Below are 24,395 nucleotides of genomic sequence, written 5' to 3'. Positions count from 1 at the left end.
CTGCCTGCGTCCACGATCTTCGAATCATGGTTGCCCATGGATTCAGAATCCTCAGTCAATTACAACTGTAATGCTAGTCCAGCGTTTTCGCGACCAGCCGAATCCGGAAGATCGGGCTCTTGGCCTCGTCCAGCAGTTCGATCTGCCACTCCGCGTTTTCCCGAAGATGACGCGATACGCCGCTGATCATGTCGGCGCAGACACGAGTCATCTCCTTCCAGGCAGCATCGCGATCAGCAAACTCCGCACCGTCGTTGCAGATGCCGGTGCCGTCGGCGGTTCGGATGCGAAAGAAATAGAGCGGCATGAGATGGCACCGGCGCATCAAAGGCCGCCGACCGGCAACCCACTGGGAGCAAAAACTCAGTGGAGGTCGTGACAGGGGAAAGATCAATCCCGGTTATTTACGGTAGTGCTGTCAGCGCAATGATGAGTTTGCGGCGCTGCTCGCTTCGCGGCTGGCCTTCTTCAGCTCGCGGTCGATGCGTAGCTGAACCCGTCGGATCGCCAGCAATTGAAGCTTCGCCTCGGTCTTGCCGGTCTTGATTGTATCGCCGATCTGAAACTGCCACTTCCACACACCGGGGGTGGCCAGTGTGACGGTATATTCGACGCCCTTATGGATCATCTTTTAGGCTCCGCGCACAGCCGGCGGTATTCGAGGCCGAACGAAAGGTTGCGCCACATCGCAATCTGCCGAAGGGCAGTTGCCGCAGCCTTGCGCGATCCGATCGCTGGTCGCGGTATTCCCAAACCCTACCAATCGCCGTCCCCGGGTTTAACGTAAGTTAACATCGATCGAATCCCACCGTTCCAGCGGAGTGCATATTTTTCCCAAAGCTTGGTCAGTTCCGCCAGGACGCGCCGTTGCCGACACGTTCGATCAAATTGCTTCATGCGATGCGTGACGGAACTATCTCGGAAACGTGGCAGCCGGCCGCGGCCCCTCGGACAAGCCCGCTACAGGTCCGGACCCACGAGCAACTTGTCGTCCGAGGAACCCGAAGCACTCTGCGATCCGTCAGGCGTGGGGGGATACCGTCAAGCAGCCCCGTTCGAAAACCCGTGCGTTCTCGGGCAGATGCACCAAATCGCGAACATTTTGATGGAACTTTGTTCTTGTCCGGAGAACTACGGCGCCCGCGCGGGCGCGATCGGTACATGGGCACCCGTCCTCGCCCATATTGAGTTTCAGTCGCGGACGATCGCTGTCGTCGCGGCGAGGCAATCGTAGCTGAGCAATGGGGACTGCGGGTCTGCGCGAGTCGTTGCACCACTGCTTGCCGGCGGCGGCGATCGATGCCAGCGAGCAAAACGATCGCGCGCAAGCATCGATCTGGAGCGCGTGTTCCGAGAACCTTCGCAAGGCGCACGACGAGCTTTGCGCGAGCGCCTGCTCGATCGCAGCTGAGTTCACGACTGCCAGTTCTTCCCAACCATCTCGGCGGGATGGCGCGGCCTTACTGTTGCAACTGCCATTGCTCGGCGTAGACAGCCAGTCGATCATATTCTTCGGCGATCTTAAGCAGCCTTTCGCGCGAGTTACGGTACGCAAACGCCTCTGCTTTGGTGCGCGTCTCTTCCGCTCGCTCTCGCCAGTAGCGCGGGTCTTGCAGCGCGTTTCTCATGGCATTTCCCGTTCTGATCTGTCTGAAAGACAATTCCGGAACGGAAGAGATGCTCCCTCGCCAGGAAGGAAACCCGGATACCCGCTAACTTGCGTTAAGTTCGAAAGGAACTTCGTTCTCGGTCGGAGAACTACGGATTGTCGCGCTCTCTCTCTTTCGGGAACTTGGGGCGCCCGAGTTCAAAAAAGAACATATTGCGAACATGGAACAAAGGTGGTACAGAATTTCCAACGCAATAAACCATCGATTTCTTATCGCGCCCCGTTTGTCCCGCTAGCGAATCCCCGTCATAAGGAGCACATCCCATGTCCGTCACTACGCTGCGTATTGTCGAAGGATCCTCCATGGATAAGTCCAAAGCTCTGTCTGCTGCGCTGTCCCAGATCGAGCGCCAGTTCGGCAAGGGCTCGGTGATGAAGCTCGGCAAGAGCGACCGCTCGATGGATATCGAGACGGTATCGTCGGGGTCGCTCGGGCTCGACATCGCGCTGGGCGTCGGCGGCCTGCCGAAGGGACGCGTCGTCGAGATCTACGGGCCGGAATCCTCGGGGAAAACCACGCTGGCGCTGCACACGGTGGCGGAGGCGCAGAAGAAGGGCGGCATCTGCGCCTTCATCGACGCCGAACACGCGCTCGATCCGGTCTATGCGCGCAAGCTCGGGGTCAATATCGACGAACTCCTGATCTCGCAGCCCGATACCGGCGAGCAGGCGCTTGAAATCTGCGACACCTTGGTGCGCTCCGGCGCGGTCGACGTTCTGGTGGTGGACTCGGTGGCGGCGCTGGTGCCAAAGGCCGAGCTCGAAGGCGAGATGGGCGATGCGCTGCCGGGCCTGCAGGCGCGGTTGATGAGCCAGGCGCTGCGCAAGCTCACCGCCTCCATCAACAAGTCCCACACGATGGTGATCTTCATCAACCAGATCCGCATGAAGATCGGCGTGATGTACGGCTCGCCGGAGACGACGACCGGCGGCAATGCGCTGAAGTTTTATGCCTCCGTCCGCCTCGACATCCGCCGCATTGGTGCGATCAAGGAGCGCGACGAGGTGGTCGGCAACACCACGCGCGTGAAGGTGGTGAAGAACAAGCTGGCGCCGCCCTTCAAGCAGGTCGAGTTCGACATCATGTATGGCGAGGGCGTCTCCAAGATGGGCGAGATCCTTGACCTCGGCGTCAAGGCCGGCATCGTCGAAAAGTCCGGCGCATGGTTCTCCTATGACAGCCAGCGGCTCGGTCAGGGCCGCGAGAACTCCAAGGCGTTCCTCAGGTCCAACCCCGACATCACCAGCAAGATCGAGCTCGCGATCCGGCAGAACTCCGGCCTGATCGCCGAGCAGATCCTCGCCGGCACCCCCGAGCGTGACGCCGACGGCGATGAGCCGGCGGAAGAGTAAGTTTCAAGATATCCGATTTCTTCGCGGGAAGCGGGCGCTGAGGACGTTGAGTTGCCGACGTCTTCGGCGCCCGTTTTGTTTGGGTGATTGCCGAGGGGGATTATGAAGCGCCTGATCCTGACCAGCTCGTCCGGCTACTGCCTCATGCGCATGGATCTAGCTGAAGCCGTCATTCCTTTCACCACTCGTCTTGTATGGGGTCCATTGCCGTTTCCTGACAGTTTCGCCACCTATGTCGCCGCGCGTTCTGAGCAGCACGGTCCGGGATCTCATTGGTCGGACTTCGTCGGCGAGTTTCGAAACAACAGCGAAGCTCGCAAGGACCTCGCCTTGGTCGACTTCTGCGAGCCATACAAAACTGTCGAGCTATGGTTTGATCCAGGGCCGGATGATCAGTTGCAATTGATCTCGCTGCTCGATTTCTTTCGCTCCCACCCGGAAACAGTGGCCAAGTTGAGGTTGCTCATTGTCGACTTCGATCTGCTCATGATGGACCACGAGGGACCCGCCGCGACGGACGTACGCAAAGTCGACGTCACCGAGGCGAAGCTTGAAACGGGAAGCATGAGCTGGCAGGCGTATCGGGCGCCGACGCCGGAAGCCTGCTTCAACCTCCTCGGCAAGGATTTGAGCGCACTACCGCTGCTGAGGACAGCTCTGATTGACCTTCTCGAAGAGCTTCCCTCCAGCACAACTGGACTCGGCGCGACGGAGATGCGCCTGCTGGAGCTGATTGCCGCAGGATACCGGGATACGAATTCGCTGTTCCATCTTCGCGGCCTTCGCCAGCGTCGTGTGTTCAAGGAGTGGGAGATCGGGTCTCTGCTGGAGGGGCTGGCGCACGGTCCGACGCCCGCCGTGGCTGGTCTCGATGATGAACTCCGTACCCTCAGGAGAGATAACTACCGCGGCCGCGGCGCGTTCATAGCGCCGGGCCGGCTCGGCCGGCGCCAGGTCGCGCATCCGGTTCAATCCCAGCCGCCGCAGGACGCGGCTGACGGTCGCCGCCGAGACACCGACCTCGGCGGCGATCTGCTTGCCGGTGTGGCGCTGCCGGCGCAACGCCTCGATCATCGTGCATGTGGCGGGCGCTGTTTGGCCTGGCAATGAAAGGGGCCTTGAGGAACGGTCGCGCAACCCATTCACACCTTCGGCGCGGAACCGCGCGACCCATTTGGCGACCGTCTTCGGTGTCGTGTTGAACTGGTAGGCCGCGTCGGCCTGGCTCAGCCCACCCTCCACCACGCTGCGTACCATCGCCTCTCGACCTTTGGGCGTCAAACGCGCATTCTTGTGGCTGTTCATCTGGTCTCTCCGGGGAACACTGAAGCTTCGCAACCTCAGCTTCCTCGGTTCGGACCAGATGGACAACCTCCTGAAAGACCACATCTAGCCATCCTACAACTCTGCAACTTCGAGATTCCGGGGCGCTCTGTTGCACGCCCCGGAATGACGGCGTCATCTCACTCCGCAGCTTCCGCGTAATCGCTCAGCGGCGGGCAGGAGCAGACCAGGTTGCGGTCGCCGTAGACGTTGTCGACGCGGCCGACCGGGCTCCAATATTTGTCTGACCGAGAGACGCCGTCGGGGAAGCAGCCCTCGGCGCGGGTATAGGCGCGATTCCATCCGTCGTCAGCGATGTCGTGCACGGTGTGCGGCGCGTTCCGGAGCGGCGAGGCTTCGACCTTGAAGCGGCCGCTTTCGATCTCGGCAATCTCCTGGCGAATCGCGATCATGGCATCACAAAAACGATCCAGCTCGGCCTTGGATTCCGATTCCGTCGGCTCGATCATCAGCGTGCCCGGCACCGGGAAGCTCATGGTCGGCGCGTGGAAGCCGTAGTCGATCAGGCGCTTTGCAATGTCGTCGACGGTGACGCCGGCCGAGGTCTTCAGCGGCCGCGGATCGATGATGCATTCATGCGCGACGCGGCCCTTGGCGTTGCGGTACAGCACCGGGAAATGCGCCTGCAGGCGTGCCGCGATGTAGTTGGCATTGAGGATCGCGATCTCGGTGGCGCGCGTCAGGCCTTCGCCGCCCATCATCAGGATATAAATGTAGGAGATGGTCAGGATCGACGCCGAGCCGAACGGCGCGGCCGACACCGGTCCGACCGGGTGCGGCGTTCCGCCATTGGTTGCGGGGTGGCCGGGCAGATAAGGGGCCAGATGCGCCAGCACGCCGATCGGGCCCATGCCGGGGCCGCCGCCGCCATGCGGGATGCAGAACGTCTTGTGCAGATTGAGATGGCTGACGTCGGCGCCATAGTCGCCGGGCCGCGACAGCCCGACCTGCGCGTTCAGGTTGGCGCCATCGAGATAGACCTGTCCGCCATGCTCATGCACGATGTCGCAGATCTCGCTGATGTGCTCCTCGAACACGCCATGCGTCGAGGGATAGGTGATCATCACTGCCGCGAGGTCAGCCGAATGCTTCTCCGCCTTGGCGCGGAGATCATTGACATCGACGTCGCCGCGCGCATCACAGGCGACCACCACGACGTCCATGCCGACCATCGCGGCGGATGCCGGATTGGTGCCGTGAGCCGAAGAGGGGATCAGGCAGATCCTGCGATGGGCCTCGCCGCGCGCGGCATGATAGCCGCGGATCGCGAGCAGGCCCGCATATTCGCCCTGCGCCCCCGAATTCGGCTGCAGCGAGACCGCGTCATAGCCGGTGATGTCGCACAGCCATTTTTCCAATCGCGCAAACAATGCGTGATAGCCCTTGGCCTGATCTGCCGGCGCGAACGGATGCAGGCTGCCGAACGCCGGCCAGGTCAGCGGCACCATCTCCGTGGTCGCGTTCAGCTTCATGGTGCAGGAGCCGAGCGGGATCATCGCGCGATCGAGCGCGAGGTCGCGATCGCTCAGCTTGCGCATGTAGCGGAGCAGTTCGGTCTCGGAGCGGTGCGCATGGAACACGGGATGGGTCAGGAACGCGGTGGTGCGCTTCAATTCCGCCGGCAGCGCCTCGCGCGCGCCGGTCTCGACGTCGGCATAGGCCAGCGTACCGCCGAATGCGCGCCACACCGCCTCGACGGTCTCTGATGTCGTGGTCTCATCGACGGCGATGCCGAGCGTGCCTTGGCTGATCCCTTGGCCGACGCGCAGATTGATCCTCTCCGCGAGCGCACGGGCCACGATCTCGCTTTGCTTGGCGCCAACCTCGACGGTCAGCGTGTCGAAGAACGCCTCGCTCGTGGGCGCAAAGCCGAGCTTGCGCAATCCCGCCGCCAGCACGGCGGCGCGGCGATGCACGTTGCGCGCGATATAGTTAAGGCCTTCGGGGCCGTGATAGACCGCATACATCGAGGCGATCACGGCGAGCAGCACCTGCGCGGTGCAGATGTTGGAGGTCGCCTTCTCGCGGCGGATATGCTGCTCGCGGGTCTGCAGCGCCAGCCGATAGGCCGCCATCCCGCGCGAATCCACTGATAGCCCGACGAGGCGGCCGGGCAGCGAGCGCTTCAGCGCATCGCGCACCGCCATGTAGGCGGCATGCGGGCCGCCATAGCCCATCGGCACGCCAAAGCGCTGCGCCGAACCGATGGCGATGTCGGCGCCGAGCTCGCCCGGCGACGCAAGGACCGTCAGTGCCAAAAGGTCGGCGGCGACGATCGCGAGCGCGCCCTTCGCGCGCAGCGATGTGATGGCGGGCCGCAGGTCGCGGACTGCGCCCGAGGTGCCCGGATATTGCAGGAGGGCGCCGAGCACGTCGGCCTTGTCGAGATCGGTGAGGGGATCGCCGACGATCAGGCTCCAGCCGAGCGGCTCGGCACGGGTGCGCAGCACCGCGAGCGTCTGCGGATGGACTTCGTGATCGACGAAGAATGCTTTCGCCTTCACCTGCGAGTGCCGCTCGGCCAGCGCCATCGCTTCCGCCGCCGCGGTTGCCTCGTCGAGCAGCGAGGCGTTGGCGACGTCGAGCCCGGTCAGGTCGCAGATCATGGTCTGGAAGTTGAACAGTGCTTCCAGCCGGCCCTGGCTGATCTCGGGCTGATAGGGCGTGTAGGCCGTGTACCAAGCCGGATTTTCCAGGATGTTGCGCTGGATCACCGCAGGCAAAATCGTGCCGGAATAGCCTTGACCGATCAGCGAGGTGAACACTTGGTTCTGCGCCGCCAGCTCGTTCATATGGGCCAGCGCCTCGGTCTCGCTCAGCGCGCGGCCGAGATCGAGCGGGGCCTTCTGCCGGATCGATGAGGGCAGCGTCTCGCCCATCAGCGCGGCGAGGCTGATGGCGCCGACGGTTTGCAGCATCGCATCGACGTCGCGCGGCGAGGGGCCGATGTGGCGGCGCACGAAGGTGGCCGCGGCTTCACTGGTCGGTTTGAACGGCGCGTTCATGGAAACCTCTCAGGCGGTGTGGGCTTTGTAGGCGGCTTCGTCCATCAGGCCGCCGAGCTCGCTCTTGTCGGCGATCTTCATCTTGAAGAACCAGGCCTTGCCGGCGGCATCCGAATTGACCAGCGCCGGCTCGGCGGCGAGCGCGTCATTGACCTCGAGCACGTCGCCCGAGATCGGCGCGTAGACGTCGGAGGCCGCTTTCACGGATTCCACGACGGCGGCGGCTTCCGCTTTCTTCAGCGTGCGCCCGACCTTCGGCAGTTCGACGAACACGACGTCGCCGAGCTGCTGCTGCGCGTAGTCGGTGATCCCGATCGTGGCGACATCGCCCTCGATGTGGAGCCATTCGTGGTCGGACGTGTAGAGCGTCGTCATGAAAAGTGTCCTCTAGCGTTTATAGGTGTTGGGAACGAAAGGCGTGGCGGCGACCGCAAGCGGCAGGCGCTGGCCGCGCACCTCCGCGAAAACGGTGGTGCCGATGCCGGAGAGCGCGGCGGGCAGGTAGCCCATCGCGACAGGTGCATTGAGGCTCGGGCCAAAGCCGCCGGACGTGACCTTGCCGATCGCCTCGCCCGTATCAGCATCGGCGAACAGCGCCGCGCCTTCGCGCACCGGCGCGCGTCCCTGCGCCTTCAGGCCGACCCGGCGCCGCGGCGCGCCACGCTCGAACTGATCGAGGATCTTTTCCGCACCCGGAAAACCGCCGGTGCGGGCGCCGCCCTTGCGGCGGCTCTTCTGGACCGACCATTCCAGCGCGGCTTCGACCGGCGTCGTCGTGGTGTCGATGTCGTGGCCGTAGAGGCAGAGCCCGGCCTCCAGCCGGAGGCTGTCGCGCGCGCCGAGCCCGATCGGCAGCACATCGGGATTATCCAGGAGCCGGGTCACCAGCGCTTCGGCATGCTCCGCGGGAACGGAGATTTCAAAACCGTCCTCGCCGGTGTAGCCGGAGCGGGAGACGAAGCAGTCGAGCCCGGCGACGCGGCGCCGGCCGGCGTCCATGAATTTCATCGCCGGCGCGTCTGCACAAATTTTCGCCAGCGCCGATTCGGCCCGTGGTCCCTGCAGCGCGATCAGCGCGCGGCCCGACAGCGAATCGATGTCGCAGGCATCGGACAGATGTTTCCGTAGGTGCGCCTCGTCCTCGGCCTTGCAGGCGGCGTTCACCACCAGGAACAGGTGATCGCCGAAATTCGCGACCATGAGGTCGTCGAGGATGCCGCCATCGGCATTGGTGAATTGGGCATAGCGCTGCCGTCCCGGCGCGACGCCGAGGATGTCCTGCGGCACCAGCCGCTCCAGCGCCACGGCCGCGTCCGAAACCTTGCCGGATTTCGGCCGCAGCGCGAGCTGGCCCATGTGGGAGACGTCGAACAGGCCGGCGTGGCTGCGCGTATGAAGGTGCTCTTTCAGCACGCCCGCAGGGTACTGCACGGGCATCTCGTAGCCCGCGAACGGCACCATCTTGCCCCCGTGGGCGAGGTGCAGCGCGTAAAGGGGAGTGCGTTTGAGGTCGGATTCGTCTCGCGCAAGCATTGCAGGGCCCTCGCGGTTCCCGTGGGGACCATCCCCTGGAAACCCAAAAGCCCCATCTGTCGCTTTGCCTGAGAGTATTATCCCGTCGGCGGGCGCGCCCGGCTTGAAGCCTCACGCACCTCTTTCCAGATGTCAGTGGTCACGCGGTCCTTTTGCCTGAGAGTTTCCGGGGCGGTTGCTCCTTCGGCGCCGGCGCAAGGCCGGTCTCTCCCGACGTGACTGAGAGTAGATAGGAGGGAAACACGGCGCGGCCAAGGCTGTCAACGCGGCCGCGGCAACTATCAACGGCCCTTTACGCGATCGCGGCAAGCCTATGATGTGCTTGCACAGTTTCTGGACACCGCCGTGCGCCTTGTCTAAAAGCGTTCGGCCGGAAGATTAACCCTTTTGTGGCGGATTCCGGGCCCCTTTTCCGGTTGGATGGCTATGAGCAGCGTCAACGACATCAGGTCGACCTTTCTGAATTTCTTCGCGAAGAACGGCCACGAGATCGTGCCGTCGTCGCCGCTGGTTCCGCGCAACGACCCGACGTTGATGTTCACCAATGCCGGCATGGTGCAGTTCAAGAACGTCTTCACCGGCGTCGAGAAGCGGCCCTATGTCCGCGCCACCACCTCGCAGAAATGCGTGCGCGCCGGCGGCAAGCACAACGACCTCGACAATGTCGGCTACACCGCGCGCCATCACACCTTCTTCGAGATGCTCGGCAACTTCTCCTTCGGCGATTACTTCAAGGATCGCGCGATCGAGCTGGCCTGGAACCTGGTCACCAAGGAATTCGGGCTCCCGAAGGACAAGCTGACGGCGACCGTCTATATCGACGACGACGAAGCCTATGATCTCTGGAAGAAGATCGCAGGCCTGCCGGACTCGCGCATCATCCGCATCGCCGGCTCCGACAATTTCTGGCAGATGGGCGACACCGGCCCCTGCGGCCCGTGCTCGGAAATCTTCTACGACCATGGCGACAAGGTCTGGGGCGGCCCGCCCGGTTCGGCGGAGCAGGACGGCGACCGCTTCATCGAGATCTGGAATCTCGTGTTCATGCAGTTCGAGCAGCTCGAGGGCGGCGCGCGCAATCCGCTGCCGAAGCCCTCGATCGACACCGGCGCGGGATTGGAGCGCGTCGCCGCCGTGCTGCAGGGCGTGCACGACAATTACGACATCGACCTGTTTGTCTCGCTGATCCGGGCGATCGCCGATCTCACCGGCGCCGATCCCAGGGGCGAGCACAAGGCCTCGCTGCGCGTGATCGCCGATCATCTGCGCGCGTCCTCGTTCCTGATCTCCGACGGCGTGCTGCCCTCCAATGAAGGTCGCGGCTACGTGCTGCGCCGGATCATGCGCCGTGCAATGCGCCATGCGCAGCTCCTCGGCGCACGCGAGCCGCTGATGCATCGCCTGGTCTGGGCGCTGGTGCGCGAGATGGGCCAGGCCTATCCGGAACTGGTGCGTGCCGAGAAACTGATTGAAGAAACGCTGCGGCTGGAAGAGACCCGCTTCCGCAAGACCTTGGAGCGCGGCCTTGCCATTCTGGATGAGAAGAGCGCCGGCCTGAAAAAGGGCGACATGTTCGACGGCGACACCGCCTTCACGCTCTACGACACCTATGGTTTCCCGCTCGACCTCACCCAGGACGCGCTGAAGTCGCGCGGCATCAGCGTCGACCAGGCGTCCTTCACCGACGCGATGGATCGCCAGCGCGAGAAGGCGCGTGCGGCCTGGGCGGGCTCGGGCGAGGCTGCGACCGAGAGCGTCTGGTTCCCGCTGCGCGAGAAGCTCGGCGCGACCGAATTCCTGGGCTACGAGACCGAGCGCGCCGAGGGCGTGGTCGCGGCGCTGGTGAAGGATGGCCAGGAGGTCGACGGGTTGAAGGCCGGCGAGAGCGGCGCGGTCGTTCTCAACCAGACGCCGTTCTATGCGGAGTCCGGCGGCCAGGTCGGCGACACCGGCGTTTTGACCGGCGAGGGCGTCACCTTCCGCGTCACCGATACCCAGAAGAAGGCTGGCGATCTCTTCGTTCACATCGGCCAGGTGGAGCAGGGCACGCTGAAGGCCGGCACCGCGCTGCAGCTCGACGTCGATCACGGCAGGCGTTCGGCGATCCGGCGCAACCACTCGGCGACGCATCTGTTGCACGAGGCGCTGCGGCAGGTGCTCGGCGACCACATCGCCCAGCGCGGCTCGCTGGTCGCGCCGGACCGGCTGCGCTTCGACTTCGTGCACCCGAAGCCGATCACGGCGGAGGAACTCGCCCGGGTCGAGGACATCGCCAACGACGTGGTGCTCGAGAACGACGAGGTCACCACCCGCGTCATGGCGGTCGATGACGCCCGCGAAGCCGGCGCCCGCGCTTTGTTCGGCGAGAAGTACGGCGACGAAGTCCGCGTGGTCTCGATGGGCAAGGGCCCGCGCGAGCAGGGCCAGAACGCGCTCGGCTGGTCGGTGGAATTGTGCGGCGGCACCCATGTGCGGCGTACCGGCGACATCGGGCTGATCTCGGTGACCAATGAAAGCGCGGTCGCCTCCGGCGTTCGCCGCATCGAGGCGCTGACGGGCAGCTATGCCCGCAAGCACGCCAATGACACCATCGCGCTGGCGAAGACCGCGGCGCACGAGCTGCGCACGTCGATCGAGGACGTGCCGGCGCGCATCGCCTCGCTGATGGAAGAGCGCAAGAAGCTCGAGCGCGACCTGTCGGATGCCCGCAAGAAGCTTGCGATGGGCGGCGGTGCTGCGTCGAACGGCGGCGGCGCCGGCGTGCGCGAGGTCGGCAACATCAAACTGCTGGCGCGCGCCGTCGAGGGCGTCGAGACCAAGGACCTCAAGAGTCTGGTCGACGACGGCAAGAAGCAGATCGGCTCCGGCGTGGTCGCGATCGTCGGCGTCACCGAGGACGGCAAGGCCGGCATCGTGGTCGGCGTCACCGCCGACCTCACCTCGCGCTTCAACGCGGTCGATCTGGTGCGCAAGGGATCGGAGGCGCTCGGCGGCAAGGGCGGCGGCGGCCGGCCCGACATGGCGCAGGCCGGTGGGCCGGATGGCGCCAAGGCCAATGCGGCGCTATCGGCGATCGAGCAAGCGCTCGCCGGCGTGTAAGCGACCATGCCCGGCAAGCGCGAGACCGGTGCCCCTGAGTTGCGGGACCGGCTCTACGAATTGCTCGAGCACGACCATCTGCCTTATTCGCCCGGCGCGCGCCTGGTCCGGCTGCTCGTCCTCATCATAGCCATTGATGTGCTGGCGGCGATCCTGGCGTCGGTGCCGGAGCTCGACGCCTCGTTCGGGGCGCTGTTTGCGACCATCGAGATCGCCGCGGTCATCGTCTTCGCGCTGGAATATGCGGTGCGGATCTGGAGCGTGGCCGGCCACTCCCTGCACGCCACGACTGCCGCGCGGGCGCGGCTCGAATATGTGTTCTCGAGCTTCGGCATCATCGACCTCATGGCGTTCCTGCCGTCGGCGATCGCGCTGATGCTGGGCGACAAGACTGCGGTGGTGCTGTTCGGCATGCTGCCGTTCCTGAAGCTCGTGCGCTATTCGCCGGCGATGCGCTCGCTGCTGGCGGCGCTGCACGCCGAACGGCGCACGCTGGTCGGCTGCCTCGTGATCCTCGCCGGCGCGGTGCTGCTGTTCGCTTCGCTGCTCTACGCCATCGAGCACAAGGTCCAGCCGGACAAGTTCGGCACCATCCCGCAGGCGATGTGGTGGGCGATGGTAACGCTCGGCACCGTCGGTTATGGCGACGTGATCCCGGTGACGCCGCTCGGCAAGATCGTTACGGTGTTCGCGATCGTGTTCGGATTTGCCATGATCGCGCTGCCGGTCGCGATCATCTCGACCGCCTTCGCCGACGAGGTGCGCCGGCGCGATTTCGTCGTCACCTGGGGCATGCTGGCGCGGGTGCCGCTGTTCTCCCATCTCGGCGCCGCAGAGATCGCCGACATCATGCGGCTGCTCCGCGCCCAGACCATCGAGCAGGGCGAGGTGCTGGTCCGCCGCGGCGACGTGGCCTCTTCGATGTATTTCATCACCGCAGGCGAGGTGGAGATCGAATTGCCGAGCCAGCGGGTCAGGCTCTCCGACGGCACCTTCTTCGGCGAGATCGCACTGCTCAAGCGCACCAGCCGCTCCGGCACCGTGACGGCGACACGCAAGACCAGGCTGCTCGCGCTCGACGCCCAGGATTTTCACGCTTTGATCGAACGCCTGCCGGCGCTTGCCGCGCACGTGAAGGAGACCGCGGAAGCGCGGCTTGCGGATACGGGGGAGGTCGGCAAGGGCGATATCGCCGCGGCCGAGATCGCGCAGGCTGAGCCGGCGGAGACTGGCGGCGGAAACGACGATCAGGCCGTGCACTCATAAAGTGATTCACGCCCGCTGAGTCCTGAAGAGCGGTGCAAGAGCAGACAAGCCAATATCGACGCGATGGGCCAACAGGCGACATCACAAGTTTGGTCTAAAATGAAAGAGGGCGCCAACTTACGGCTACCCCGCTTGATTGATGCTTCGTCGCTCACAGTCTTGAACAGCGAGTTCGCCTTGCTGCTACGATATGGCATGTCAGCGTACATACATGCAAGGAATGGAAAGCCCCCCACATGTGCGAATTATGGGCTTTATCGAGTATGAATGATCGCCTCTCGCATCTATTGGTTGCAGTTCCTGAGTACAAAAACACGGCTGTGACCCACTGTACCACTGAAAAATCACCTCGAACTTTGGGAATTCCCTGTCGGCCTACTCGCCATTTTTGTGATGCGACAGGCAGGCTGGGGTGCTAAGCTATTTTTTTTAGCGTCTATTGATGTCATCCGGGCGATCCCGGTAAGCAGTGCTCACAGTCCGGCTCGAGGCTGTGCGATGCCCAAGATCCTGCTGATCGAAGACAACGAGATGAACCGCGACATGCTCTCGCGGCGCCTCGTGCGCGGCGGCTACGAAGTTGCCGTCGCCGAGGACGGAGCGCGCGGCGTCGAAATGGCGACGAATGAGAGGCCCGATCTCATTTTGATGGACATGAGCCTACCGGTGATCGACGGTTGGGAAGCGACGCGCCGGATCAAGGCCGCGCCTGAGCTGCGCAAGATCCCGATCATCGCGCTCACGGCGCACGCTATGGCGACCGACCGGGCCAAGGCCCTCGAGGCCGGCTGCGACGACTATGACACAAAACCGATCGAGCTGCAGAGGCTGCTTGGTAAGATCGAGGCGCTCCTCGCGGCTGCGGGACGGTAGACGATCACAAGGTCCGAACGAGCGATGAGAGGGAGCAACTCATGAAAACGGCTCAATACAAATGGTCTCAAAGTGAGGGATGGCGCCCGAATTTGCCGACCGATGAAGTCGGACGACAAAGTGTCGTGTTCGTTTTTGGCGCGAGATCACTGATGCAGGCAGGCGCCCCCGTGGATGAGCTGCGCGACCATTTTAAAGGGGCCGCCATGCTCGGTTGCTCGACTTCCGGCGAGATCGTCGGCGACATGGTCGTCGACGACTCGGTGATTGCCACCCTTGCGGACTTCGAACATACGCGGCTCCGGTTCGCCTCCGCTGCGATTGGCGAGGCGAAGGCGAGCTATGACGTCGGCAAGGAGCTCGCACGGCAGCTCAACGACGCCTCGTTGCGCCACGTGTTCGTGCTTTCTGATGGCTTACACGTCAATGGCTCCGACCTGGCGCGCGGTCTCGCGGGCGGCGTCTCGGAAGGCGTGTCGATCACCGGCGGCCTTTCCGGAGATGGAACCAACTTTTCCGAGACTTGGGTCATTGCCGACGATGCCGCGGGCCCTCAGCGCGTGGCAGCGGTCGGTCTGTACGGCAACGATTTGCGCATTGGCTACGCATCGATGGGCGGCTGGGAGCCGTTCGGGCCGCTGCGCACCATCACTCGGGCCGAGGGCAACATCCTCTATGAGCTGGATGGGCGGTCGGCGCTCGATCTCTATAAATCGTACCTGGGCTCGCACGCCGAGCAGTTGCCAAGCTCTGCCTTGCTTTTCCCGATCCTGGTTACCGACGCAAAGGGAGGCCAGGGTGTCGTCCGGACCGTCCTGTCCATAGACGAGCAGAAAAAGTCGATGACCTTCGCCGGCGACATCCCACAGGGCGGAACGGCGCGGTTGATGAAGACCAACGTTGACGATCTCGTCGACGGCGCGACGTCCGCCGCCAGGGCCAGCCTCAGCGGGCTGAGCGATAAGCAGCCGGATCTTGCCATTCTGGTGAGCTGCGTCGGTCGCAAGCTTGTGATGAAGCAGCGTACCGAAGAAGAGATCGAAGCAATCAGGAATGTGTTCGGGAAGGATACGAAGATTTCCGGGTTCTACTCGTACGGCGAGCTTAGCCCCTTCGTACACGGTGGCGAGTGCCGCCTGCACAATCAAACCATGACCATCACGACTTTCGCCGAGGACTGACCGTCACAGGGCACAGATGCACAGGCTGCTACGACGTCAGCTCAGAAAGCACCTCGGTGTCGAGGGCGAATTGCCGACTGGGCTGCAGCCTTTCGTAGCAGCCGTCGATGCCGCATACGCCGATTTCGACAGCGATCGGGCGATGCTCGAGCGCTCGCTGGAGCTGAGCGTCGAGGAGCTGTCGGAGGCGCGCGACAAGGCTACGCAGGCCCAGACCCGGCTGACCGACGCGATCGAGAGCATCTCGGAGGGCTTCTCGCTCTACGACGCCGACGACAAACTGGTGATATACAACCGGCGGTACTTAGACATGCACGGCACCCGCACCATCGATGTCGTGAAGGAGGGCGTATCATTCGAAACGATCCTCCGCAATGCAGTCGCAAGAGGCGAGATCCGCGACGCCAAGGGGCGCGACGAGGCTTGGGTCGCGGAACGCCTAACCAGGCACCAAGATCCCAAGGGTACGCATCTGCAACGACGCTCCAACGGGCGCTGGATCCAGATCAACGAGCGCAAAACCGACGACGGCGGCACGGTCGCGACCTACACCGATATCACCGACGTCAAGCAGGCGGAGCAGGCGATTCAGGAGAGCGAGCAGCGGCTCCGTGTCATTGCCGAGGCCGCACCGATGGCGGTGGCGATCGTCACATTCGACGACGGGATCATCCGGTATGCCAATCAACGTTTTGGCGAAATGTTCGGGCTCGAGGGTTCCGCCGCCCTGGGCGTTCAAGCGAAAACTCTCTACGCCGACCCGCAGCATCGCGAGCGCTTCATCGGCGCGCTCACCGAGCATGGCCATGTGGAGGGCATGGAGATGCTGCTCAAGCGGGCCGGAGGCGAGGAGTTCTGGGCGCTGATAGCCTCGCAGCAAGTCCAGTTCGAGGGGCGGCCGGCGATGATCAACGGCCTCGCCGACATCAGCGACCGCAAGCGCATGGAAGGCGAGCTGCACAAAGCGATCTGGGCGAGCGAGCAGGCGACCCGTGCGAAGTCGGACTTCGTCGCCAGCATGAGCCATGAGCTGCGCACGCCCTTGAACGCGATCATCGGTTACAGCGAGATGCTGCTCGAGGACGCCCAGGGTGCCGGGCGCGAATCGGAGACGGCGGACCTGCGCAAAATTCAGGATGCCGGCAAGCATCTGCTCGGCCTGATCGACAACATCCTCGATCTATCCAAGATCGAGGCCGGCAAGATGACGCTCTATCTGGAGGCGTTCGAACTGCGGCCCATGATCGATGGCGTCGCCGCGACCGTCATCCCGCTAGCCAAGAAGACCGGCAATGCGCTCATGGTCAACTGCGCCGACGAGGTCGGCACGATCCACAGCGATCTGACCAAGGTGCGGCAGATCTTGTTCAACCTTCTCAGCAATGCCTGCAAGTTCACAAGGAACGGGACGATCACGTTGACCGCGCTCCGCGATACAACCGACGCCGGCGACGGGATCGAGTTTCAGGTGCGCGACACCGGTATCGGCATGACGCCAGATCAGCAGGCCAAGGTGTTCGAGGCCTTCACTCAGGCCGATGAATCGACGAACCGCGCCTATGGCGGTACCGGGCTCGGCCTCGCCATCACCAAGAGCTTCTGCCTGCTGCTGGGCGGCGATGTGACTCTGACCAGCGAAGCCGGCAAGGGAACGACCTTCGTGGTTCGTCTGCCGGCGGTGACACGCGCCGCTCCGGACACTGCGACCCCGACGCTAGAGAAGCGCTCTCCTGGTCTGCAGGTCGCGGAGCCCGAGCATGCGCCCATCGTTCTCGTGGTTGACGATGATCCCAATGCGCGGGAACTGCTGTGCCGACACCTGCAGCGCGGCGGTTACGCCGTTCGCACGGCTGCCAATGGCGAGGAGGCGATGCAGCTTGCCCGCACGCTGAAACCCGACGTGGTCACACTCGACGTTCTGATGCCGCAGATGGACGGCTGGGCCGTGCTCAGTGCCATGAAGGAAGATGCGGCACTCGCCGAAATTCCCGTGATCATGGTCACGATCGTCGACAACCAGAGCATCGGCTTCTCGCTCGGCGCCGCCGATTACCTGATCAAGCCGATAAATCGCGACCAACTGGTCCGCGCGGTGGAAAAGTGCTGCCCGAGGGGCGAGCCACGGCACGTGCTGATCGTCGAGGATGACGCTCCGACCAGCGAGCTGATGGGGCGCGCGTTGCGGGAGATCGATTGCATGGTCACGCAAGCGGAGAATGGTCGGGTTGGCCTCGAACGCTTGAACGAGGCTTCACCGGACGCAATTCTGCTCGACCTGATGATGCCCGAGATGGACGGGTTCGAGTTCGTCGCGCGGCTGCGCGCCGAATCCCGCTGGCGACGCATCCCGGTCATCGTCGTCACCGCGAAGGCCCTGACGGCCGAGGATCTCGCGCGCCTCAACGGCCAGGTGCAGCATTTGGTGCACAAGGGCGAATTCAGCGGCAAAGCCGTGCTGGCGGCGCTCGACGAACTGGTACCCCGGCATGCCCCCCGCGCGGGTCCGGAGCGGCCATGAGCATCATTGACACCGACAGCGCGCGCGCCTCACGAATTCGGCTCGCCCACCTTCGCCAGGAACTGCTATCCCCGGTCAACGCCCTGCTCGGCTATGCAGAGATCATGCACGAAGAGGCGTCGCGGGACGGGCGTCAGGATATGCTGCCGGATGTCAACTGTGTCCTCCGTGCCGCGCGGGATCTCGCCGACAAGGTCGACCGGCTGGTCGAGGGCGATCGCGAGAACAACCTGACCGGCCAGGCGGCCGCCACCCAGGAGCAGCAGCTACGCCATGAGCTGCGTACACCCTTGAACGCGATCAAAGGCTATGCCGAGATGCTCAGCGAGGATCTGGCCGATATCTCGAGCGCGCTGCGGGCAGACCTCGACCGAGTGCTGCTGGCGGCCACCGACCTGCTGCCACGTCTCGATCACATCGTGAGATTTTCGGCCGATCTCGATGAGACGAGCCTAGCCTGCGACCAGACCGGCGCGGCAATGGTAAGCGAACTGATTCGCAGCCTGGGGCCCGTCCGTCAGGAGCCGTCTGCCGTCACCGAAACCGGCTCCATTCTCGTTGTCGACGATATCGAAGCCAACCGCGATCTCCTGTCGCGCCGACTGGCCCGCGATGGTCATCGCGTCGCTTCCGCAGCCGGCGGTCAGCAGGCCCTGCAGGCGCTCGAGCACCATGAATTCGATCTCGTCCTGCTCGACTTGATCATGCCCGACATCAACGGACTTGACGTGCTCGTGCGCATGAAGGCGGATGAGCGGCTACGTCGCATTCCAGTTATCATGATTACGGCCCTGGCGGATACAGACAGCGCCGTCCGCTGCATCGAGGCCGGCGCAGAGGATTATCTACCGAAGCCGTTCGACCCGATCCTGCTGCGCGCGCGGATCAATGCCTGTCTGCACAAGAAGCGCTGGCGCGACCGCGAGCAGAGATACCTTCGCCGCATCGAGGACGAAACAGCCAAGTTCGAGCGGCTGTTGTTGACCATTCTGCCAAGACAGGTGATCGGCCGCCTGAACCACGGCGAAACCATGATCGCCGATCGCTTCGAAGACGTAAGCGTTCTGTTCGCCGATCTGGTGCGCTTCACCAAGCACTCGGGTCGGATCGCGCCCGCAGTGTTAGTCGAATATTTGAACCAACTGTTTTCGGAATTCGACGCGCTTGCCCGCGAGCTCGGCGTCGAGAAGATCAAGACCATCGGCGATGCCTATATGGCCGTCGCCGGCTTGCCCGATCCGATCCCCGATCCGTTCGCAGCGATCGCGAAAATGGCGTTCGGCATGATTGATCGGTTGGGCCGCGTCAACGGCCATTTCGGCTGGCCCTTGCAAATACGGATCGGCATACATTCCGGTCCCGTGGTTGCCGGCATTATCGGCGCGCACCGCTTCATCTATGACGTGTGGGGCGATACTGTAAACGTCGCCAGCCGGCTTGAGGCCTATTCTCTGCCTAATCGAATCCATGTATCCCAGGATACAGCCCGCCACCTCGTCGGTCCCTTCGCGCTGGAGCCACGCGGCAGCATTGAGGTAAAGGGCAAAGGCAAACTGGAGACGTTTTTCTTGAGCCGGATCTAGGCGCGCAACGGCAAGGTGCACCTGACGCCGCTCGGCCGCGCGAAGGTTATGCCGACCAGCAACGCCCCCCAGCTTTCCGTTAGAAAATTTGGGTGTCCCATCACGATGCCAACAATTGCCCCGGTATGCCCGCGTGGCGCCTCAATTGGAAGGGGATCTTTCTAGCCCCTCGGACAGGTGGATGACTTCCGAGTTGGGTCAAAAGCGGTCACTCTCGGATCGAGTTTTCCATTTCCGTTCTACGTCCGAAATCGGACATGCAGGGCATTCGACTGAGCCTTTGAGACCCGCATCCTCCTTTCGCTGCGGCCTGCTTCGCTTCGAGTGCAACGACGATTTCGGTGCTTAGCCGCGACAGAACGACCCGACGGGCAAATCACTCGAAAGTCTGTCCAGCCTTGCAGCGAAAAATATTCCGCTTTCGCCGTCGGGCAAATCAGTGATTTAACTCCGCGCGTCTCACCCGAATGAGGGGCGGGTCGCGATCGTCACGAACGTTGCGGTGAGATGCGGTGGACGCGATGCGTGCGACTGACGAGCGCGCGTATCGCGGACGGCGAAGTCGTGTGGTCCTGGCGCCCCGACGCTGGCGCTAAGTTTTTCGCGCGAAACGAGTTCGCGCGGGAAGTGACGGTGGCAAGAAAGCCCGGTCACCGGGGAGAGCACGAAGTAAGCCGTAACACCATCGCGCAGGGAAAGCCGGAATGCTTCGGTTGAACCTGTGGTCCTACCCCCGTGCTTTTTGTTGCACGGGACCCACGGGTGCAACCAGCACCCGGCTTTCCCTGCGCCCTCTGTCCAATGAGAGGGTGAAACGTACGCACAGCTCGGGCATCTCGTGCCGCGAGAATGCGAACTCACATCCTCTCCGCTGTGTCCGGCCGGCGTGGCAGAAAGATCACATCGGCCAGCCAGTTGCATGCGGTTCATCGGCACGTATTGCCTGCCGGCCGTCTTGGATTCACTCTTGGTGCACGCACCTGCATGAGTCACGGGAAGGAGCCCCGGAATGAAAAGGGCGCGGAATCTCGTTCTCGGAATGATGGCTGGCCTGATGGTCGCCGGCGGCGCCCAAGCGGCGGATCTGCCGGTCAAGGCGAAGGCCGTCGAATATGTGAAGGTCTGCTCGCTATACGGCGCAGGCTTCTTCTTCATTCCGGGTACCGACACCTGCATCAAGCTCGGCGGCTATGTGCGTGCCGACGTCACCTTCAACGGCGGCGCCGCCCACGGCCAGCCGGCGTGGAATGGCGATGCCGGGCAGCGGAACCGTTATTTCGATTATTTCGTCGGCCGCTCGCGCATGGTGCTGACGGTCGATACCCGCACCGCCACCGAATATGGGGTGGTCCGCACCTTCGCTTCGAGCAAATTCCAGTTCACCACGCTGGGCGGCAGCACTTTCAACCCGAACTCGATCAACGGCTCGCTTCCAGTCGCGAACTCGAACCTGCTCGACACCCCCGGCGGCGGCTATGTCGCCATCTATGATCTCTTCGTCCAGTTCGCGGGATTCACCTTCGGTAAATCAGCTTCCGCCTACGCGTCGCCCTGGCAGGGTACTCCGGGCAACAACTCGTCGTTCCTGCTGGGGGGCCAAAGCGGCGACAATAGCGGTACCAACAACATCCAGTACACCGCAGACTTCGGCAACGGCGTGACCGGCAGCATCGGACTTGACGATCCCACCGTGTGGGACCGTACCGCCGTCTACAATCTGTCGCTGCCGCTGAATGCCACGTTGAACACCGGCAACGCCTATGCCGGCGTTCATGCGCCTGAGGTCGTCGGCAATATCCGCGTCGATCAGGCCTGGGGGCTGTTCCAGATTTCCGCAGCGGCGCACGAGGTGAACGCCTCCTATAACGTCCTCAACACCGCTGGCGCACCGGCCGGCGCGGTCGGCTTGCCGAGTGCGGCGCCGACTGCGTTGTCGGAGATCAGCGGTCACCCCGACACGAAATGGGGTGGCGCGGTGATGGCCGCCCTGCAAATCAAGAACCTGCCGACCGGCACCGCCGACGACATCAAACTCGATGCGAGCTATGCCAAGGGAGCCACGAAATACGTCATCGGAACGGATTCGACCTCGCCGAGCTTTGCGCTGTTCGGCGGCACCGGCAATCCGGCGGCCTATCAGAGCATCGGCTTCGGCGCCACTACCGATGCGGTCTACCTGCCGGTCGCAGCCGGCGGCGACGGCTCGCTGCATCTGACCGAGGCCATTGGCGTCCGCGGCGCATTCAACCACAACTGGGATCCGTACTGGTCGACGAGCCTCTATGGCAGCTATTCGGTGGTCCGCTACGATGGCACGGCCAAGGCATTCATCTGCGCCAACTACACCACGCCGGCCAAGGCGGTGAGCGCCGACTATGTCTGCAATCCCGACTTCAACGTCTCGCAGCTCGGCACGGTGACCCGCTGGACACCGGTCAAGAACCTGACCTTCTCGGCGGAAGTGCAGTGGTTTCACCTCGACCAGAAGTTCCAAGGCTCCGCGGTCCTCGGGGCGGCAGCTCCGAAGCCTTCGACGCGCTACGAGTTCAAGGACCAGGATGCAGTCCATCTGGAGCTTCGCGTTCAGCGAAACTTCTGAGGGCCATTTTTCATTCACCTCAAACGAGGAGGTCGACGACGTCGGGCTTCGAAAAGCAGTCGCTTTGATCGAAACAGTCTAGGCGCAAATCGTGCGGCGCTATGCAGAATCGGCAAAACCAGCAAGTATTTTCCTCCGGGAAATTGTGGCATGGAAGGCACAGTCTCTCGCTAAGGATGCACAGGTTGCGAAAGCACCGATCACACGTAGACGCGCTGTAGTAGCATCTGCTCGTTTCCGGTCCCTCGCATGTCGGATCGTTCTTCGGCTGTGACGGAGGAGCGGTGGAATAAAGGGGGGATTGGCGGATGAAGGGCGGGAAATCGATATCGACGGCCGGTTTTGTCTGCCGGCTGAGTGCGGCAGCAATTACGACCTTGCTTGTGCTTCCCTATGATGTGGCGCGCGCCGATGAGGGCGGTATCAGCTTTTGGATACCCGGCTTCTTCAGTAGCCTCGCGGCTACTCCCCAACAGCCGGGTTGGCAGATAACTTCGATTTACTATCGTACGCAGGTTTCCGCCGGCGGTGACGTGGCGCGGGCACGGGAGATCACGATCGGTGGCATTCCCGCAAATCTGACGGCCACCGTGAACGCCAGGGTCAATGCAACCGCCAATCTGGGCTTGGTGGCCCCTACCTACGTTTTTGAGACACCCGTGCTCGGCGCGCAGGCCTCTGCCGTCCTGTTGGCAGCTTACGGCAACAACTCGACATCACTTGCGGGACAGCTCACGGGAACACTGACGACGCCGGGCGGCGCGTTCCCCTTCTCGCGGTTCGACAGCATCGATAGCTCGCTCACCGCATTTGGCGATCTGATCCCGTTTTTCCAGTTGAAGTGGAATTCCGGCGTTCACAACTACATGACCTACATCACCGGGGACATCCCGGTCGGGGCCTACGAGTCATCCCGTCTTGCAAATCTGGGGCTCGGGCACTGGGCGATCGACGTCGGCGGCGGCTACACCTATTTCGACCCGAAGACCGGCCACGAAGCTTCGGCGGTGCTCGGATTCACCTACAACTTCATCAATCCTGCTACGCAATATCAGAGCGGCGTCGACATGCACCTCGACTGGGGCGTATCGCAATTCCTGACCAAGCAGTGGCAGGTCGGCCTCGTGGGTTACGTCTACCAGCAGCTCGGCTGTGACAGCGGCTCCGGCGATCGTGTCGGCTGCTTCCAGTCGCGGGTGGTCGGCGTCGGACCGCAGGTCGGCTACATTTTTCCGGTCGGTGACATGCAGGGCTATCTCAACCTGAAGGCCTACGGCGAATTCGCCAATGAAAATCGGCCTGCGGGCTGGAACATCTGGCTGACGTTCAATCTGTCGCCCGCGGCGCCAACGCCGCCGACACCTTCGCGGCCGAGGATAACGAAATAGAAATGCTGGTGCCAACTCATCACTCTTGCGACCGCTGCGCAATCGCGGTTTGGAGGGAGGGAGCCGAAGGACGATTTAAGGACCGCTCATAAGAAGCGGGCGGACGTTCCGAATCTGCATAGTCAACACTGCGAACCCGACATTAGTCTTGCACGGTTCGTGTCGTCAAAGCGGCCTGACACGCTTGTCGGGCGACCAATCACGCAATCAAGAGGCGGAGCATTCCTTTTTGGTGCAGCAACAACCAAGCGAACGTTGCAGACACATCGTTCACGAGGTGGGAGAAAACTGCGCAAACGTCTGCTGGCACCCATGAGCATGTCTGACCCAGAGTTGGATTCGATCATGATGCGTCGCTGCATCGCTCTCGCCCAATCCGCGGGTCAAAGCGGGGAATACCCGTTTGCGGCCGTCATCGCTCGGCGAGGCCAATTCATTTGCGAATCCCTCAATATGGTCAAGGTCGAACGGGACGTTAGACGCACTGAAGAGAAGTTCTTGGTGCCGCATACGGGCGACGCGATCTGCGCGGTCTGCGGAGCCGCGCTAGAATCGTGGTCGGAACGCACCCACGTTCCCATATATGAACTTATTGAACGTCCAGACAGAAAGCCGGAATCCCCAGCGTGACAGACGAAATCCCTTCTCGTGTCCGCTCCGGGTCCAAGAAGAGACATGGCTGCAGCACTGAGGTGCGCGCCATGCCCGAGACGTTAACGAGGTTCGTTTCAACTCAGATGACAGCTCCGGCCAGCAAGAAAGCACCGCCGAGCGCGACCAGCACAAGTCCAGGCCAATTTGCTTTGATTTCGAAGCCGCTACCCGGTCTTTCTGGTTCCAGTGTGTCACGCCCGGAGCGAAGCAGCCTTCCGCCGCTTAATCGGCCTCGCCAGATTGGCTGAAAGACCGTGAGCGTCACGAGAGGATCGCCGTGCCCGGCCTTGACTTGCGCGGAATGCTTTGGATTGCCCGATCGGGGTGATT

General features: G+C 63.0%; 16 protein-coding genes, 1 pseudogene and 1 riboswitch. Of the genes and pseudogenes, 9 read left to right on the top strand and 8 right to left on the bottom strand.

The window, feature by feature from the left end:
• Positions 1-73: 73 nt before the first annotated feature.
• The 3 genes from AAFX91_RS21435 to AAFX91_RS21425 all read right to left on the bottom strand — a co-directional run bounded on the left by AAFX91_RS21435 (position 74) and on the right by AAFX91_RS21425 (position 1,628).
• Positions 74-307, bottom strand: a complete 234-nt coding sequence (locus AAFX91_RS21435; protein ID WP_394567778.1) for a DUF6894 family protein — start codon at positions 305-307, stop codon at positions 74-76.
• 111 nt (positions 308-418) lie between these two features.
• Positions 419-628, bottom strand: coding sequence for a hypothetical protein (locus AAFX91_RS21430; RefSeq protein WP_282532394.1), 210 nt, complete (start codon positions 626-628; stop codon positions 419-421).
• A gap of 832 nt (positions 629-1,460) precedes the next feature.
• Entirely contained in the window at positions 1,461-1,628 is a 168-nt protein-coding gene (locus tag AAFX91_RS21425; protein WP_394567777.1) for a hypothetical protein, read from the bottom strand.
• A gap of 305 nt (positions 1,629-1,933) precedes the next feature.
• Between AAFX91_RS21425 and recA the strand changes: the two genes are divergently transcribed.
• Positions 1,934-3,022: a recombinase RecA gene (gene recA / locus AAFX91_RS21420; RefSeq protein WP_130581564.1), complete on the top strand. Its 1,089-nt coding sequence runs from the start codon at positions 1,934-1,936 to the stop codon at positions 3,020-3,022.
• Between the two features lie 918 nt (positions 3,023-3,940).
• On the opposite strand, the pseudogene AAFX91_RS21415 reads toward recA, so the two are convergent.
• The 4 genes and pseudogenes from AAFX91_RS21415 to gcvT form a co-directional block, all read right to left on the bottom strand.
• A pseudogene (locus AAFX91_RS21415) lies at positions 3,941-4,327 on the bottom strand (helix-turn-helix domain-containing protein); the annotation flags it as partial.
• A 158-nt stretch (positions 4,328-4,485) separates the two neighbouring features.
• The gene (gcvP, locus tag AAFX91_RS21410; protein ID WP_394567776.1) at positions 4,486-7,371 is read right to left on the bottom strand and encodes an aminomethyl-transferring glycine dehydrogenase; all 2,886 of its coding nucleotides are present in this window, start codon (positions 7,369-7,371) and stop codon (positions 4,486-4,488) included.
• A 9-nt stretch (positions 7,372-7,380) separates the two neighbouring features.
• Entirely contained in the window at positions 7,381-7,746 is a 366-nt protein-coding gene (gene gcvH, locus AAFX91_RS21405; RefSeq protein WP_130581567.1) for a glycine cleavage system protein GcvH, read from the bottom strand.
• 12 nt (positions 7,747-7,758) lie between these two features.
• The gene (gene gcvT / locus AAFX91_RS21400; RefSeq protein ID WP_394567775.1) at positions 7,759-8,904 is read right to left on the bottom strand and encodes a glycine cleavage system aminomethyltransferase GcvT; all 1,146 of its coding nucleotides are present in this window, start codon (positions 8,902-8,904) and stop codon (positions 7,759-7,761) included.
• A gap of 135 nt (positions 8,905-9,039) precedes the next feature.
• Positions 9,040-9,127: riboswitch (glycine riboswitch) on the bottom strand.
• 203 nt (positions 9,128-9,330) lie between these two features.
• On the opposite strand from gcvT, the gene alaS reads away from it, so the two are divergent.
• From alaS to AAFX91_RS21360, 8 genes are all read left to right on the top strand, one after another.
• The gene (alaS, locus tag AAFX91_RS21395; protein ID WP_394567774.1) at positions 9,331-12,003 is read left to right on the top strand and encodes an alanine--tRNA ligase; all 2,673 of its coding nucleotides are present in this window, start codon (positions 9,331-9,333) and stop codon (positions 12,001-12,003) included.
• 6 nt (positions 12,004-12,009) lie between these two features.
• Complete coding sequence (locus tag AAFX91_RS21390; protein ID WP_130581570.1) at positions 12,010-13,269, top strand: cyclic nucleotide-gated ion channel; 1,260 nt, start codon at positions 12,010-12,012, stop codon at positions 13,267-13,269.
• A 498-nt stretch (positions 13,270-13,767) separates the two neighbouring features.
• Complete coding sequence (locus tag AAFX91_RS21385; protein ID WP_130581571.1) at positions 13,768-14,142, top strand: response regulator; 375 nt, start codon at positions 13,768-13,770, stop codon at positions 14,140-14,142.
• Positions 14,143-14,183: 41 nt separating this feature from the next.
• Positions 14,184-15,323, top strand: coding sequence for an FIST signal transduction protein (locus tag AAFX91_RS21380; RefSeq protein WP_130581572.1), 1,140 nt, complete (start codon positions 14,184-14,186; stop codon positions 15,321-15,323).
• 16 nt (positions 15,324-15,339) lie between these two features.
• On the top strand, positions 15,340-17,841 hold the full coding sequence (locus AAFX91_RS21375) for a response regulator (RefSeq protein WP_394567773.1): 2,502 nt from the start codon (positions 15,340-15,342) through the stop codon (positions 17,839-17,841).
• On the top strand, positions 17,838-19,424 hold the full coding sequence (locus tag AAFX91_RS21370) for an adenylate/guanylate cyclase domain-containing protein (RefSeq protein ID WP_394567772.1): 1,587 nt from the start codon (positions 17,838-17,840) through the stop codon (positions 19,422-19,424). The genes AAFX91_RS21375 and AAFX91_RS21370 overlap by 4 nt, the downstream gene beginning before the upstream one ends.
• A 1,009-nt stretch (positions 19,425-20,433) precedes the next feature.
• Positions 20,434-22,023 carry a porin gene (locus tag AAFX91_RS21365; protein ID WP_130582217.1) on the top strand — a complete coding sequence of 530 codons (1,590 nt, stop codon included), beginning with the start codon at positions 20,434-20,436 and terminating at the stop codon, positions 22,021-22,023.
• A gap of 308 nt (positions 22,024-22,331) precedes the next feature.
• Positions 22,332-23,411 (top strand): transporter, encoded by a 1,080-nt coding sequence (locus tag AAFX91_RS21360; protein ID WP_394567771.1) that lies wholly within the window; start codon positions 22,332-22,334, stop codon positions 23,409-23,411.
• A gap of 733 nt (positions 23,412-24,144) precedes the next feature.
• Here AAFX91_RS21360 and AAFX91_RS21355 read toward each other — a convergent pair.
• Positions 24,145-24,395, bottom strand: a 251-nt coding sequence (locus AAFX91_RS21355; protein ID WP_394567770.1) for a hypothetical protein, incomplete at its 5' end; no start/stop codon positions are given.

The sequence above is a fragment of the Bradyrhizobium sp. 31Argb genome, from assembly GCF_043638955.1.
Classification (GTDB): Bacteria; Pseudomonadota; Alphaproteobacteria; order Rhizobiales; family Xanthobacteraceae; genus Bradyrhizobium.
The sequence above is the reverse complement of the archived record's forward strand: the minus strand, read 5'-3'. Positions and strand labels throughout refer to the sequence as shown.

Excerpts from the sequence above, each read along its gene's own strand:
- AAFX91_RS21435 (WP_394567778.1), bottom strand. The coding sequence starts at position 307 with ATGCCGCTCTATTTCTTTCGCATCCGAACCGCCGACGGCACCGGCATC.
- AAFX91_RS21430 (WP_282532394.1), bottom strand. The coding sequence starts at position 628 with ATGATCCATAAGGGCGTCGAATATACCGTCACACTGGCCACCCCCGGT.
- AAFX91_RS21425 (WP_394567777.1), bottom strand. The coding sequence starts at position 1,628 with ATGAGAAACGCGCTGCAAGACCCGCGCTACTGGCGAGAGCGAGCGGAA.
- recA (WP_130581564.1), top strand. The coding sequence starts at position 1,934 with ATGTCCGTCACTACGCTGCGTATTGTCGAAGGATCCTCCATGGATAAG.
- gcvP (WP_394567776.1), bottom strand. The coding sequence starts at position 7,371 with ATGAACGCGCCGTTCAAACCGACCAGTGAAGCCGCGGCCACCTTCGTG.
- gcvH (WP_130581567.1), bottom strand. The coding sequence starts at position 7,746 with ATGACGACGCTCTACACGTCCGACCACGAATGGCTCCACATCGAGGGC.
- gcvT (WP_394567775.1), bottom strand. The coding sequence starts at position 8,904 with ATGCTTGCGCGAGACGAATCCGACCTCAAACGCACTCCCCTTTACGCG.
- alaS (WP_394567774.1), top strand. The coding sequence starts at position 9,331 with ATGAGCAGCGTCAACGACATCAGGTCGACCTTTCTGAATTTCTTCGCG.
- AAFX91_RS21390 (WP_130581570.1), top strand. The coding sequence starts at position 12,010 with ATGCCCGGCAAGCGCGAGACCGGTGCCCCTGAGTTGCGGGACCGGCTC.
- AAFX91_RS21385 (WP_130581571.1), top strand. The coding sequence starts at position 13,768 with ATGCCCAAGATCCTGCTGATCGAAGACAACGAGATGAACCGCGACATG.
- AAFX91_RS21380 (WP_130581572.1), top strand. The coding sequence starts at position 14,184 with ATGAAAACGGCTCAATACAAATGGTCTCAAAGTGAGGGATGGCGCCCG.
- AAFX91_RS21375 (WP_394567773.1), top strand. The coding sequence starts at position 15,340 with ATGCACAGGCTGCTACGACGTCAGCTCAGAAAGCACCTCGGTGTCGAG.
- AAFX91_RS21370 (WP_394567772.1), top strand. The coding sequence starts at position 17,838 with ATGAGCATCATTGACACCGACAGCGCGCGCGCCTCACGAATTCGGCTC.
- AAFX91_RS21365 (WP_130582217.1), top strand. The coding sequence starts at position 20,434 with ATGAAAAGGGCGCGGAATCTCGTTCTCGGAATGATGGCTGGCCTGATG.
- AAFX91_RS21360 (WP_394567771.1), top strand. The coding sequence starts at position 22,332 with ATGAAGGGCGGGAAATCGATATCGACGGCCGGTTTTGTCTGCCGGCTG.